Genomic DNA, 14,471 nt, shown 5'->3' on the forward strand with positions numbered 1-14,471 from the left:
CGCATCGCAACAATGGATAACATCATAATACTTAATACTTGATACTTAATACCTAATACTTTAAAACAGCTCTTTTTCAGGTAGCCAGCAGGAGTTGTCGAACATTGTATTTCGGACACGCTGGTCAGCGGAGAGAGAAGGGTCGTGAGATTCTTCACAGGGCAGGTATCGTCCGCTTACGGGATCGTAGACAAAGGATGCCATTCCACCGACACCAAGATGCTTGAATTTCACCTTGTCCACGTATACGCGTGTGGCACCAACCTCCTTGTCACGTTCCACAATGATACCGTAATCCGCTTTGTTATAGAAATCGGCAGAGCCGTTGATGTCGTACATTTCCACACGAGGGGTAATGCCCGTGACAGGATTACGGTTCATTTTACGAGGATGGACTACGACCACGAGCAGGCAATTATGTTGCACGGCAAATTCTGTAAATTTATTCAACAGGTTCGAAATATATTGCGTTTCCGTCTGTCCAGGCTGCGGGTTATGGTCGAAACGGTTGAGCGGGTCGAAGACAATGATGCGGCAGCCACGGCGGACAACGAGTTCATGAGCCTTAGCCAGTACACGATCCGGAGAAACATTACCTTTCAGAGAGATATGAGAGACGTTTTCAGTCAGAAAATCTTCCGAGTTCGCAAGGAGTCCCTCCGTCATGCCACAGCCGTTTTGAAAACGGTGTCCGGTGAGTTTCTCAATCAGTTTGCGGAGATGATAGACGATGGGGGTATTTTCCGGGCTAAAGAACCCGATTTTCCATTGATGCCGCAGGCAGAGACGCAACACCAATTCGTCCACCCACTCGGATTTTCCTGCACCGGGAACTCCGGTGACGTAGACACTTCGCCCACGTTCATACGTGCAGATCTTATCCATCTCCTCCCATCCCGTTTCCGCTCCGGGACCGAAGCCGTTGTCGAAAAGAGCCCGCAGATCGTCATGCAAGTCGGCAGCGGTGAAGATACCTTCGAGCGGAACTTCTGCTGCCTGTTCGATGGCGATACGGAGACTGGCGATACCATATTTGCAGAGATGCTCGTTGGCATCTTTACACTCCGGACCGTAAGTCACCACCCGGCAGCGTTCAGCTCCCAGCCGGTTGATGAGTTCATTGCGCAACCGGATTCCGGCAGAATCAGCATCAACGGCAATGATGATTTCTTCCAGGTCCTCGAAGTGCGTCTCCATAAAACGGTCGAGCCAGGAGAGGTTCGAATTGGCTCCGGCCGGCACGGAGATGGCGCTTTTGAATCCGGCGGCGATGGAAGAAGCAGCATCCAGTTCCCCCTCGTGGATGATGCAGGAGGTTTGCCCCAGGATGGAGTCGATGTTGTAGGGAATCAGTTCGGCACCCTGCACCATTTTGAAAAGTTTCGGGAGAGCGCGAAATTTGGTGTTTATCAGTTGTTCCCCTTCAAAATAGTTGAAGCAGATGCAACGTTCCTTTTTGCCGGATTGCGGCATAAATTCTTCCTGTTCGGTGATGCGTAGGGCGGCTATGACGGACTGCGGGATGCAACGCGTCTCCACCAGCCAACGCTCCGTGTCTTCGGAAAGCGTGGTTTTCGAGGCATCAAACACTGGACGCTGAAAATGCTGCGGAATGGCTGCTGCACGACGCTTGCGGGCTGCCACACGTTCGGCATTCTTGCGCTCTTCCACATCATCGGGAACATAAAAATCAGCGCCACAATGATAACAGTGACAGTGGCCCGTGTCGACGTTGACACGTAGCGAACGGTCGCGCTTATTCTTGCGGGTAGGAAGACATTTTTTACAAATCGTCTTGAGGACTCCACTCGATTTACCGTGGATGTCGACATCATAGTTGGCAAAATTTCTCATATTTTTTTCCTTTTTTCTAATTAAAAAATAGTTTAAAATAATCATTCACACGCAGAGGACTTACCTGCCGGACGAGTGTCTGCCACCTGCCGGACGAGCTTCCGTTACCTGCCAGACGAACATCAACAACCTACCAGACGAACATCGGCAACCTACCGGACGAAGCCAGTCATCTGCCGGATTAATGCGCCCATCTTTTCTTCACATCATCCCACACAGCTGATGCATCGGGACGTGGCGGCGCATCAACCGGAATAAGATGTCCCAGATACGTTCGCCGCCCGTCGACGACGCTTTCAAAGCGGTTTACATCCTTGTCGACCGTATTCTCAAGCTCTTTCAGCAAGGTTTCCCTCAACGTGCGACAAGTAACGGAACCGGCCGCGATATAATTTGAAAAATACCGTTTCACGTCCTCCGGAAAAAGCAGTCCCGCTCCTTTGTCATAAAGGCGGATATGTTTTTTGAAGATTTCCAAAATAAGTTTTTGATGGTCTACAAAAAGCTTTCCCAAACCGGAATGCTGCCCGGCCAATTCCATATATGACTGGAAAGTAGAAAGTTGGTCCACCAACTTTTCCCAAGGCAACACGGGTTGTAACGGGCCATGATTGCCTTCATCCGCCAAACGGCTCACAAGAGACGGTGTTTCTATATTACTCCTATTATTGTTTACAACAGAAACACTTCCTTTACTCTCCTCTTCTTTACTTTCCTCTTCTCTCCTCTTCTGGTTTTCAGTGGGTTTTCTCCCTTTACTGACGGGCGTTTCAGCACTTTTTGCCACCTTTTTCGGACGCCCTCCTTTTTTACCGTTTTCGATGTCCATTTTCCGCTTCTCTTCCAAGCTTTTCATCACCCTATCCAAGTAGGAAGAACGAAACATCTGTCGTTCCTCATCCAGTTCGAAGAGATCGAATTCGCGAAGTACCCGCTCCACCGCAACTTCATCCACATCATACCGCCGGGCCATGGCCTTCAGTAAAACCGGTTTGCACGACGCCTCATAAGCATCTTTAGTGCGCAGATGCAACAGCAACATCACGTAAATTCCGAGTGCTTCCGCGGCATTCATCTCTGACATCATACAGGCAATATTGTCGTCATTCAACAAATTTACCTCCAAATTGAAATACTGATCTTTCTTCATTTTCATTTATCATTTATTATTCCACATTTAATACTTCCGGGGCGCAAAGGTGCAAAATGTATTTTATTCCAGCTATCGCAAAAATGAGAGAGGGATTATATATTTTTTATCCGACCTTTGCCAAAAATTATTAATAATCCCAAACAATATGGACACAAAACGCAACCAAACGTTGGAAGAAATAGAAGAAAATAAAATAGTGAACGAGCATTACCAGAACAGAGTAATGCTGATAAAAAAGCTCTTGAAAACGTCACGGCTAGCCACAGTAGACCTCTGCGTGCATATCGACATCAGTGAAGCCTCCTACTACCGTTACATAAATTTCACCAGCTATATGAAAGCAGACATTTTCATACATGCTTGTCTCTTCCTCAAGCAATATATTGAAAGTCACCACATTCCTTATACCCAAGAAGAAAAACGGCTTATAAAAACATTAGACCTGTTTCAGATTTCCTCAAATAGCAACTTAAACTGCAATTAAAACACAGAAAAGGAGAAACTTATCATAAGTTTTATTACATTTGCAATGTAATAAAGGTCTTTAAAACTTAAAAAATGAGTGATAGCGAAACAGACAGCCCATCAATAAAAGCACTGATCGTTTTCAGAGAAAACGGAGAAACCGACAATCTATTTGTTCCTATCTTATGCGATGCTATCAGAATGGCTGGAATCAATGTAAGATACTCCCAAAAAGAATTCTGGGAATCGGATACGACTTATGACATCATCCATTTCCAATGGCCGGAAGAACTGGTGGGATGGACATGCAAAGACCCCGACGTCATCCGCTGCCTGAAAGAACGCATTGATTTTTTCCGCTCGCGAGGAACTCATTTCATATACACACGGCACAACATTCACCCCCACTATGCAAATGATATCATCAGCCGGGTCTACGACATAATCGAATCGGAGAGTGACACCGTAGTGCACATGGGACATTACAGCCAGACAGAATTCATACAAAAATATCCCGACAGTAGGAACGTCATCATCCCGTACCACATCTACCAATACACCTACAAAGAAGATATCAGCATAGAGCGCGCGCGCCAATATCTGAACCTGCCACAAGAAGCATTCGTCGTCACCGCCTTCGGGAAATTCCGCAACCGGGAAGAAAGACGTATGCTGCTCGGAGCGTTCCGCGACTGGGACAAAGAACGGAAACTACTGATAGCCCCTCGCTTATGCCCCTTTTCAAGGCGCAATAACTATGGCAGAAATATCCTCAAACGATGGGCTTCCCGAATTGGCTACTATGTCCTCATGCCGTTGTTAAACCGTATGTTCAGACTACAAGCGGGAGCCAACGACGAACCGATAGACGAGTGCGACCTCCCTTATTATATGTCTGCCTCTGACGTGATATTCATCCAAGAAAGAAATGCACTAAACTCCGTAAATATTCCTCTTGCTTTTCTTTTCCACAAGATAGTCGTAGGACCAAATACCGGCAATATAGGCGAACTATTAAAAAACACAGGCAATCCGACTTTCAATCCGAATCATAAAGCCGATATCATACGGGCACTGAAAATGGCCTGGCAGTTATCTACTTGGGGAAAAGGAGAAATGAACTATACCTATGCACTAGAAAACATGAGTATAGATAAAGTGGGCAAACAATATGCCGAAGTATATAGAGATTTGAACAGCAGATTGTAATGCTGCTGCCAGTATCAATAATTTATCAGAATACGAAATGCATGAAATATAATGAAATAAAAGTCAGTGTCGTCATTCCTGTCTATAACACTGAAAAATATGTTCGTCAAGCAGTAGAAAGCGTGATGTATCAAAGCTTGAAAGAACTGGAAATAATAGTTGTAGATGACGGATCAACAGACAAAAGTTTAAGTATAGTAGAAAAACTGGGTGACACTGACAAACGTATACAAATATATACACAAGCGAATCAGGGACAATCAATTGCGCGTAACAGAGGGATCTCACACGCACACGGAGAATATATCTATTTTATGGATAGCGACGATCTGCTGGAAGAAGATGCTTTGGAATTGTGTTATCATAAATGCAAAGAAGAAAAACTTGATTTTGTATTTTTTGATGCTTTAGTTTTCTTTGAAAACAACGTTGAAAATGCTCCAACACTGAATTACAAACATACAGAGAAATTAGAAGACAAAATCTATACCGGCCAGGAAGCACTTGAAATTCAATTACAGAATAAAGAATATACTCCTTCCGTTTGCCTGCACTTTATTCATAGAAACGTGATAGAAAAACATAATCTATCATTTTATCCCGAAATCGTACACGAAGACCAACTGTTTACTACCTTGCTTTATCTACAAAGCACGAAAGCAGCTTGCATTAAACGAACTTTTTTTCATCGTCGTATGAGAAAAGATTCTACAATGACGAGTAAATTCGCAATGCGGAACATAAAAGGATATCTTGTCGTCACAGAAGAGATTCTTAGCTTTAGAAGACAGACTACCGAAGATAAAAATAAAGAAATTATTGATTTATATTTATCTCAAATGCTTGACGCTGCCATGTGGCAAGCACATTCACTAAAATTACCGGAGCGGATCAAACTCGCACGGTTGTGCCTGCAAAAATATAAAAAGTATGTATCGACAAAAACGATAGGGGCATTACTTTTCAAATTCCTATTTATAAACCATAAAAAAACGGTCGACAATGGCTAGCAACATTAAAAATCAACTCTTTTCAGGAGTGTTCTATACCGCACTGGCCAAATACAGCGGCATTGTCATTTCTCTTGTAATAGCAGGAATACTGGCCCGCCTCCTATCTCCGGACGACTTCGGAATCGTAGCCGTTGCCACCGTAATCATCGCTTTTTTCAGCCTCCTCACCGATATGGGAATATCTCCCGCTATCATACAGCACAAATCACTGACAAAAGATGAACTATCAACTATTTTCTCGTTTACCGTATGGACCGGCATCGGAATCAGCATCTTGTTTTTTGCAGCTTCATGGATGATTGCCGACTATTACGAAAGCGAAATCCTGCGGACACTGTGTCAACTGCTGTCCGTTAATCTATTCTTTGCCTCCGCCACCATCGTGCCGGGAGCACTATTCTATCGGAACAAGGAATTCAAATTCATCGCTATCCGTAGTTTCGTTATCCAGATTTCCGCAGGTGCGGCAGCCGTGACTGCCGCCCTCTGCGGAGCAGGATTATATGCACTGATTATCAACCCAATAATATCCAGCATACTCATATTCGTCATCTCCTACCAGCGCTATCCGCAACGACTGCGTTTCACGCTGGGGCTGACGGCGCTCCGGAAGATATTCTCCTATTCCGCCTACCAGTTTCTATTCAACGTCATCAACTACTTCAGCCGCAATCTGGACAAATTACTGATTGGCAAATACATGAGTATGTCCGACCTCGGATATTACGAAAAATCCTATCGCCTGATGATGCTTCCCTTGCAAAACATCACCCAGGTCATCACTCCTGTAATGCACCCCATCTTCAGTGATTTCCAAAATGACAAAGCAAAACTAGCCACCTCTTATGAACGTATTCTCCGATTCCTCGCTTTCATCGGATTGCCTCTTAGCGTGCTGCTCTTCTTTACAGCAGAGGAAGTAACGTTGATTATTTTTGGAGTCCAATGGCTGCCCTCCGTACCCGTTTTTCGGCTACTCTCCCTGTCCGTAGGAATTCAGATCATACTCTCCTCGTCCGGTTCCATCTTTCAGGCGGCAGGCGATACACGGAGCTTATTTGTATGCGGAGTGTTCTCGTCTGTGCTCAACGTGACAGGCATACTGCTCGGAATCTTCTATTTCGGAACGCTGACAGCAGTGGCTAGTTGCATTGTGGTGACGTTCTCCATCAACTTTATACAATGTTACTGGCAAATGTACCGGATAACCTTCCGTCGAAGTGCGTGGCCATTCATTCGTCAGCTTATTTCTCCGTTCATCATTAGCATTTTGATAGCATTAGCCCTCATTCCCATGCAGTATGCACTGGAAGGGATGAATATTTTTGTGACAATTATAGCCAAAAGTATCGTTAGTTTTATTATCTTTGGCATTTATATACAAATGACGCATGAGTATGACATTATCGGCAAAGTGCGAAGCATCCTGTGTAAGAGATAATAAAAAGAACAGAATAAACAATATATAGAGATTTGAGCAACCAATGAAAGCCTTATTCCTTATATTCCACGGCTTCGACAAAGCCAACGGAATTAGCAAAAAAATACACTATCAGGTAAAAGCCCTCAAAGAATGTGGGTTAGATGTTCGTTTATGTTATTATGACATAAGCCCTTCCGGTGAACGCCGCTGGATGGCAGACAATGCAGTGATTGCTGAATTGGGACAAGGAGTGTTTGCGAAAATTCGGAAACGGTTGGGCCTAAACTGCATAGCAAACTACGTACTTCGCGAAAATATACATTTTGTCTACATCCGTTCATATCATAATGCAAACCCTTTCACCATAAATATGGTGAAACGTATGAAGAAAAAAGGAGCAAAAGTGGTCATGGAGATACCGACTTTTCCTTACGATCAAGAGTACATCACATGGCCTATGAAATTCAAAAGGCTCACAGATCGTTGTTTTCGTCATCGCCTGGCCTCTTTCCTTAATGGAATAGTCACCTTTTCAAACGCTAAAAATATCTTTGGCGAACGAACAATCCGCATATCTAACGGAATTGATTTTGATGCCATTCCTATGAAGAAACAAATGAATGACACGACACATGAGCTACATTTAATAGGAGTAGCTGAAGTACACTATTGGCATGGATTCGATCGACTTATCCGTGGATTAGCTGAATATTATTGTACGAATCCTGACTACAAAGTTTATTTTCATATCGTGGGACCATTATCCGGCGAACGTGAAAAGCAAGAAATCCTTCCCGTCATTCGTGATAATAAACTAGAATCTTATGTTATCCTCCATGGACCACAGCATGATCAGCAACTTGACGCCATGTTTGAGCAGGCAGATTTTGCTATCGGTAGTTTAGGCCGACACCGCAGTGGTATCACACATATCAAAACTTTAAAAAATCGCGAATATGCTGCACGAGGATTGGCATTTACTTATTCAGAAATCGACGAAGATTTTGATAAGATGCCTTACATTTGGAAAGCACCACCAGATGAATCACCTATTAATATTCAACAGTTAATCAGCTTTCAAAAGTCTCTGACTATGACTCCGCAGAATATTAGAGAATCTATCCGTCCATTGTCCTGGACAGCGCAAATGAAAAAAGTCATCGATGAATTGGACATCAGACCACAGCATACAATACTTGAAAAGTAATCCGATGAATAAAAAAGTAAAAATAGCCTATTGCATCCCCTCGCTCTATTATCCTAGTGGAATGGAACGTGTACTTACACTAAAAGCAAACTATTTTGCAGAACATTTAGGGTATGACATACACATCATATTGACCGATGGAAAAGGAAAAGAACCTTACTATAAATTGTATCCATCCATCACCACCCATCAGCTCGACATCAACTATGACGAATTGTATGGCCTTTCCTTACCGAAACGAATTCACCGATATTGGAGCAAACAGAAATTGTTTAAAAAAAGGCTGGAGACATGCCTCAATGAGATTGAACCGGACATTACCATCTCTCTCTTACGACGTGATATAAACTTCATCAATAAGATGAAAGACAAAAGCATTAAGCTTGGAGAAATCCACTTCAACAAGTCCAATTACCGGGAATTCAGCGACAACTGTCTTCCTGGTATCATTCAGCGTGCCGTCAAGCAATACTGGATGTGGCAACTCATCAGGCAGGTGCGACAACTCAAAAGTTTTGTCGTCCTTAGCCATGAAGATGCTGCCGAATGGACAGAGCTCAATAATGTAACCGTAATCTACAATCCACTCCCGTTTTTGCCGGAACAACAATCGGATAACACCCCCAAACAGGTCATTGCCGTAGGCAGATATGTCCCTCAAAAAGGATTTGACCGTTTAATATCTGCTTGGAGCATTGTCAATAAAAAACACCCGGACTGGATTCTCCGTATCTATGGTGATGGTATGCGGGAACAACTTCAGAACCAAATCTACGAACTAGGAATTAGCCCCAGTTGTATTCTGGAGCATAGCACACCGGATATTGTCGATAAGTACTGTAAAAGTTCTATCTTCGTCCTTTCTTCGCGTTATGAGGGATTTGGCATGGTTATTATAGAAGCAATGGCATGTGGAGTACCTCCCGTCTCATTTACATGCCCCTGCGGACCGCGTGATATCATCAGCGACGGAATAAACGGACTATTAGTAGAAAACGGTAATATAGAGGGATTAGCAGAGAAAATCTGCTATCTGATAGAAAACGAAAATGTACGACGAGAAATGGGACGGCAAGCTCGAATGGATATAGAACGTTTCAGGATCGAACCAATCGCAGAACAATGGAAAACATTGTTTGAAAGTATCATTGAAAAAAATAAAGATTTATGAAATGGTATACTAAATATCTGCAAGTTTACGAACAACCTTTCGATTCAGCACCAAAGGAAGCAGTAGATTTCGTAAAAACTAAATTACAGAAATTATCGGAAAACAAACAACCCTTAGCATCTGTCATTCTCATCTGCTATAATGAAGAAAAGCGTTTGCTAAGTTGCTTATGGTCGCTTTGTGACAACATCTGTGACTTTCCGATTGAAATTCTGGCTGTCAACAACAATTCTTCCGATCGAACTGAAAGTGTGCTCCAACAGTTGGGAGTCACTTATTTCAATGAGCTTAAGAAAGGACCGGGACATGCCCGCCAATGCGGATTAAACCAAGCAAAAGGAACATACCATATCTGTATTGACACCGATACCATGTACCCGAACAATTACATCAAGACACATGTAAAAAAACTAATGCAACCAAACGTAGTCTGCACGTTCAGCCTTTGGAGCTTTATTCCTGATGAGCAACACTCTAAATGGGGATTATGGTGGTATGAATCATTAAGAGACTTTTACCTGCGCATTCAAGCCATACAGCGTCCGGAACTTTGTGTACGCGGCATGACATTCGCATTCAAAACAGAATTAGGCAAGCAGTTAGGATTCCGCACAGATATCATTCGTGGTGAAGACGGCTCACTGGCTTTAGCGATGAAACCTTACGGAAAACTCGTCTTTATCCATTCTTCAAAAGCACGGGTTATAACCGGATATGGAACAGTAGGAGCAGATGGAGGACTGTTTAAAAGCTTCAAAGTGCGTTTTATCAAAGGATTAAAAGGTATTGGAGGATTATTCACCAGAAAGAAAAAATATAAAGATAAAGACAATAATTTAATCAAATAAGCAAATGAAAATAATAAGAAAAATTATTCTAGTTGTTATTTGTGTAATATTAGTTGACTATATATACCAGTATAATCAATTTCAAAAGTATAATCAGGCTCCATTAATTATCAAGACTCCGGAAGGTAGTAACCAACCCTATCACCCATCAGTAATATACATTCCGGAAGGATGGAATGGATATAAATACTGGATGGCGGAAACTCCATATCCCTTAGGTGAGGATGGTGATTGGAAAGGATTGCCTCCATATAGAGAACGATGGGAAAATCCATGTGTGCATGTATCTAAAGACGGAATACATTGGAACGATTTTGAGGACTCTCAAAATCCAATAGATGATTTAGACGAAAACAATATTATAAATAAAGATTATTTTTCAGACCCACATTTAGTCTTTTATAAAGATACTTTAGAGTGCTGGTACCGCATCAGCCATCAAAAAAATAATGCTACTTATATATTACGCAAATATACTCTCAATGGAAAAGACTGGTCTCCCCGAGAGGTGATGATAAATCTACAAGATACCTCTATCATAAAAAATGAAACAGGTAATATGGTTATAAGCCCTGCGATACATAAAGGTACTAATGGATATGTAATGTGGTATGTGAACAGTATAGAAAAGCCAAGAGAAATCTGTAGAAGTTTTTCTACAGATGGGAAAAAGTGGAGCAAAAAAGAAACATGTCATCTACCTGACAATTCTGTTACCCCTTGGCATATTGATTTAGCATATATAGACAAAATATATTATCTAGTTATATATGATTATGATACTAATAACCTAGTATTATACTCCAGTTCCGACGGCTTATCATTTAACAACAAAAAATATATATTATCCAAAGCTCCAATGCTGGGTTCTTTTTATTCCTATGGTTTATATCGAAGTTCACTTATTAAGGACAATGAAAAATATAAGCTATATTTTAGTGCTTTTGAGAAAAAAACTGCTATAGGACTAATGGAAGGAAATTCAATAAGTACATTACATGCTACTTCTGCAGAGGGAAATTTTATATCTTTCTGCAAATTTCCAATTGTATATTTGAGGAATAAAAAACAGTCGCTAAAGGAATTATTTCAATAGCATAGTTGAAAACAAACAATATAATTATGATTGGCGGCACCTTAAGCGTATTTAAAAGTATTTGCAGACAAAATAGTGAGATAGAAATATGAATATAAAATTATTAATCAAACAATTTACATTCCCCTTGTCGTTAATATTACTATGCTATATTAATTTACAATACATGCACTACTCAATTCTTATTGATAAATATTCTCTTACTCCATTCTCATATCTGGAGAATATCATTCATGCTTTTATCGATATATGCCTATTATTCTTTATTCCACTTTATCTAATTGGAAAAAAGACTTATTTATTTTTCATTCCATATACTATCATTACAATACTGGTAATTGTAAATGTATCTTATAGTAGATTCTTCTACACATATATGCCTCCAATATTATATGGAGAATTCAACAATCTTGACGGACTATCAGCTAACGTATTTGCAACTATTAGGTTCTCTGACATTACAATACTAATAACAACTCTTGCAAGTATCTTATCTTATAAACAATTTCATAGAGCTTATTCTGAAATAAGAAGAAAGACACGAAGAATCTTTTCCCTTTACATATTAGGAATTGCATTTATTTTATTAGGAGGATTAATAGCTACAGCAACAATACATTGGTCATCATTAAACTACAAGTATGTTCACCCTTTTAAAAATAGTCCAACAGAAAGTATATTCAAATTCGGAATAATTTATGGGACCATTATACAATGTGCATCAAACAACAAACAAGGCTGTAACCCAGAGGAAGTGGCAAAACTGGAACCATTCTTTTACGAATCAAAATATAGTATTGAATATCCACCAAAAGAAAATATTATTCTCATTATAGTAGAATCCCTTCTTTCGTTCCCTACAGATCTAAAAATAAATGGAATAGAAATTACTCCTACCCTCAACAAATTAGTAGAAAAAGGAGCATACTACAATAATAACATGACTTCTCTGATACAATTAGGCGAATCGAGCGACGGACAATTCACATACCTCAACGGACTTATACCCAAAACAAAAGGTGTTACCATTTACGATTATTTTAATAATACTTTCGTGTCCTTGCCCAAACTTTTAAAGAAACAAAAACCTGGAATCGAATGTAGAATGGTTATTCCTACTTCATCTAAAACATGGAGACAAGATGGAGTATGTATCCAATATGGGTTTGATAAACTCTATTCACGAAAGGAATATACATTGAGTAATTATAAAGAAAATTGGTTAAATGATAAGCTTCTTTTTGAATATGCAGCAAGCATAGACAAAAATAGCAAACAACCTTTTTTCTCACTTATCCTCACATCATCAACGCATTCTCCATATACCAAAGCAGTTGAAGACTACCTCATTCCATTCCCTGACACATATTCAGAAGAATTAAAAAATTATCTATCTAATGTGCATTATATGGATAAATACTTAGGTAAGTATTTGAATTTCTTAAAAGAAAATCATCTTTACCACAATTCTCTAATTATAATAGCCAGTGACCATTCCATTTCAAATGACTGGCTTAAATCCAAAGAAGAAGATAATGTTTCTTTTCAAATCCCATTGTATATTGTAAACTCTCCACAAAAGATCGACAAAACAAGCGATTATGTTATCACGCAAGCTGATTTATTTCCAACCCTTCTTGATTTGGGGGGTATTCATTCTGAATGGAGAGGAGTAGGAAATAGCTTACTTTGCCCTGATTCCATTTTGAACACCGAAAGAGAAAAAAAACGAATAATATATAGAGAAAAAATTTCTGATATTATATTAGATAGTGATTATTTTAAAGGAAAGAAAATATCTAAATAAATACAGCTATGAACGAAATCATCACTCTTTGTCTTGAAATAATTTTCTGGTTTGCCTTGTTCATTGTGTTCTACACATATCTGGGCTACGGAATTGTGCTTTACGTTCTCGTCAAGTTGAAAGAACTTTTCGTGAAGCCTGTGAAGCGTTCGTTGCCGGCATCGGACGCTGGTTTGCCGGAAGTGACTCTCTTCATTACAGCATTCAATGAAGAAGATGTTATAGACGAAAAGATGGAGAACAGTCTTGAACTGGACTACCCTGCGGACAAACTGCATATCGTATGGGTGACAGACGGAAGCAACGACGGTACGAACGAACGACTGAAAACCCGTTGGCAGGGAAAAGCGACCATACACTTCCAACCCCTACGACAGGGTAAGACAGCCGCAATGACACGTGGAATGACGCTGGTGGACACTCCGCTCGTCGTCTTTACGGATGCTAACACTATGGTAAACCGGGAAGCAATACAGGAAATCGTACTTGCTTTCCAAGACCCGAAAGTGGGCTGCGTGGCCGGCGAAAAACGGATCGCCGTACAGACCAAAGACGGAGCCGCTGCCGGTGGGGAAGGTATTTACTGGAAATACGAATCAACACTGAAAGCACTTGACGCCCGCCTCTATTCTGCTGTAGGAGCAGCAGGCGAACTATTTGCCGTGCGTCGTGAACTATTCGAAGCAATGGAACCGGATACGTTGCTCGATGATTTTATTCTTTCGCTCCGGATCACCATGAAAGGTTATACCATTGCTTATTGCACCAATGCTTACGCCATCGAAAGCGGTTCGGCAGATATGCGCGAAGAAGAAAAGCGGAAAGTGCGCATCGCTGCGGGAGGATTGCAGTCCATCTGGCGACTTCGTCCGTTGCTGAATCCTTTCCGCTACGGGACACTTAGCTTTCAATATACGTCTCACCGGGTATTGCGATGGTCTATTACTCCGTTCCTGTTGTTTGCTCTCTTCCCGCTGAATATTGCGATTCTGCTGTTAGGCGGTTCCGCGATATTCTACGGAGTGCTGCTTGCCATGCAGGTTCTTTTTTACGGATTGGGATATTGGGGATATTATCTATCCACCAAACAGATAAAAAACAAGTTGCTTTTTATCCCCTACTATTTCCTATTTATGAATGTCAATGTGCTGAAAGGCATCCGTTATCTGAAAAAGAAAAAAGGAAGCGGAGCCTGGGAAAAGGCGAAACGCGCTGAAAAGTAAAA

At 41.1% G+C, this 14,471-nt stretch carries 12 protein-coding genes; 10 read left to right on the forward strand and 2 right to left on the reverse strand.

The features are described 5' to 3' along the window. Positions 1 to 60: 60 nt before the first annotated feature. Positions 61 to 1,854 (reverse strand): bifunctional DNA primase/helicase, encoded by a 1,794-nt coding sequence (locus tag BSAG_RS03695; RefSeq protein ID WP_008997724.1) that lies wholly within the window; start codon positions 1,852 to 1,854, stop codon positions 61 to 63. A 181-nt stretch (positions 1,855 to 2,035) separates the two neighbouring features. Then, a complete protein-coding gene (locus BSAG_RS03690) occupies positions 2,036 to 3,004 on the reverse strand; it encodes a Lin1244/Lin1753 domain-containing protein (protein WP_008022120.1) in 969 nt (322 codons plus the stop codon). 148 nt (positions 3,005 to 3,152) lie between these two features. On the opposite strand from BSAG_RS03690, the gene BSAG_RS03685 reads away from it, so the two are divergent. The 10 genes from BSAG_RS03685 to BSAG_RS03640 all read left to right on the forward strand — a co-directional run bounded on the left by BSAG_RS03685 (position 3,153) and on the right by BSAG_RS03640 (position 14,469). Beyond that, entirely contained in the window at positions 3,153 to 3,491 is a 339-nt protein-coding gene (locus BSAG_RS03685) for a hypothetical protein (RefSeq protein ID WP_008017359.1), read from the forward strand. A gap of 74 nt (positions 3,492 to 3,565) precedes the next feature. Beyond that, positions 3,566 to 4,681 (forward strand): hypothetical protein, encoded by a 1,116-nt coding sequence (locus tag BSAG_RS03680; protein WP_008770971.1) that lies wholly within the window; start codon positions 3,566 to 3,568, stop codon positions 4,679 to 4,681. A gap of 41 nt (positions 4,682 to 4,722) precedes the next feature. Next, positions 4,723 to 5,691 (forward strand): glycosyltransferase family 2 protein, encoded by a 969-nt coding sequence (locus BSAG_RS03675; protein ID WP_004315921.1) that lies wholly within the window; start codon positions 4,723 to 4,725, stop codon positions 5,689 to 5,691. Further along, positions 5,684 to 7,135: a lipopolysaccharide biosynthesis protein gene (locus BSAG_RS03670; protein ID WP_004315922.1), complete on the forward strand. Its 1,452-nt coding sequence runs from the start codon at positions 5,684 to 5,686 to the stop codon at positions 7,133 to 7,135. The genes BSAG_RS03675 and BSAG_RS03670 overlap by 8 nt, the downstream gene beginning before the upstream one ends. Positions 7,136 to 7,178: 43 nt before the next feature. Then, positions 7,179 to 8,324, forward strand: a complete 1,146-nt coding sequence (locus BSAG_RS03665; RefSeq protein ID WP_004315923.1) for a hypothetical protein — start codon at positions 7,179 to 7,181, stop codon at positions 8,322 to 8,324. A 4-nt stretch (positions 8,325 to 8,328) separates the two neighbouring features. Beyond that, entirely contained in the window at positions 8,329 to 9,495 is a 1,167-nt protein-coding gene (locus BSAG_RS03660) for a glycosyltransferase family 4 protein (RefSeq protein ID WP_008770970.1), read from the forward strand. Continuing rightward, on the forward strand, positions 9,492 to 10,343 hold the full coding sequence (locus BSAG_RS03655; protein WP_004315925.1) for a glycosyltransferase family 2 protein: 852 nt from the start codon (positions 9,492 to 9,494) through the stop codon (positions 10,341 to 10,343). Before BSAG_RS03660 ends, BSAG_RS03655 begins: the two co-directional genes overlap by 4 nt. A 4-nt stretch (positions 10,344 to 10,347) precedes the next feature. Beyond that, positions 10,348 to 11,439, forward strand: coding sequence for a hypothetical protein (locus BSAG_RS03650; protein WP_004315926.1), 1,092 nt, complete (start codon positions 10,348 to 10,350; stop codon positions 11,437 to 11,439). A gap of 166 nt (positions 11,440 to 11,605) precedes the next feature. After that, positions 11,606 to 13,246 carry an LTA synthase family protein gene (locus tag BSAG_RS03645; protein ID WP_008997725.1) on the forward strand — a complete coding sequence of 547 codons (1,641 nt, stop codon included), beginning with the start codon at positions 11,606 to 11,608 and terminating at the stop codon, positions 13,244 to 13,246. An 8-nt stretch (positions 13,247 to 13,254) separates the two neighbouring features. Next, positions 13,255 to 14,469, forward strand: coding sequence for a glycosyltransferase family 2 protein (locus tag BSAG_RS03640; protein ID WP_008770969.1), 1,215 nt, complete (start codon positions 13,255 to 13,257; stop codon positions 14,467 to 14,469). Positions 14,470 to 14,471: the final 2 nt, after the last annotated feature.

It is taken from the genome of Bacteroides sp. D1 (assembly GCF_000157095.2).
Taxonomy (GTDB): domain Bacteria; phylum Bacteroidota; class Bacteroidia; order Bacteroidales; family Bacteroidaceae; genus Bacteroides; species Bacteroides xylanisolvens.

What these genes read in the sequence shown, in the direction of transcription:
- BSAG_RS03660 (WP_008770970.1), top strand. Translation starts at nt 8,329, where the DNA reads ATGAATAAAAAAGTAAAAATAGCCTATTGCATCCCCTCGCTCTATTAT.
- BSAG_RS03690 (WP_008022120.1), bottom strand. Translation starts at nt 3,004, where the DNA reads ATGAAGAAAGATCAGTATTTCAATTTGGAGGTAAATTTGTTGAATGAC.
- BSAG_RS03640 (WP_008770969.1), top strand. Translation starts at nt 13,255, where the DNA reads ATGAACGAAATCATCACTCTTTGTCTTGAAATAATTTTCTGGTTTGCC.
- BSAG_RS03695 (WP_008997724.1), bottom strand. Translation starts at nt 1,854, where the DNA reads ATGAGAAATTTTGCCAACTATGATGTCGACATCCACGGTAAATCGAGT.
- BSAG_RS03665 (WP_004315923.1), top strand. Translation starts at nt 7,179, where the DNA reads ATGAAAGCCTTATTCCTTATATTCCACGGCTTCGACAAAGCCAACGGA.
- BSAG_RS03645 (WP_008997725.1), top strand. Translation starts at nt 11,606, where the DNA reads ATGCACTACTCAATTCTTATTGATAAATATTCTCTTACTCCATTCTCA.
- BSAG_RS03655 (WP_004315925.1), top strand. Translation starts at nt 9,492, where the DNA reads ATGAAATGGTATACTAAATATCTGCAAGTTTACGAACAACCTTTCGAT.
- BSAG_RS03685 (WP_008017359.1), top strand. Translation starts at nt 3,153, where the DNA reads ATGGACACAAAACGCAACCAAACGTTGGAAGAAATAGAAGAAAATAAA.
- BSAG_RS03675 (WP_004315921.1), top strand. Translation starts at nt 4,723, where the DNA reads ATGAAATATAATGAAATAAAAGTCAGTGTCGTCATTCCTGTCTATAAC.
- BSAG_RS03680 (WP_008770971.1), top strand. Translation starts at nt 3,566, where the DNA reads ATGAGTGATAGCGAAACAGACAGCCCATCAATAAAAGCACTGATCGTT.
- BSAG_RS03650 (WP_004315926.1), top strand. Translation starts at nt 10,348, where the DNA reads ATGAAAATAATAAGAAAAATTATTCTAGTTGTTATTTGTGTAATATTA.
- BSAG_RS03670 (WP_004315922.1), top strand. Translation starts at nt 5,684, where the DNA reads ATGGCTAGCAACATTAAAAATCAACTCTTTTCAGGAGTGTTCTATACC.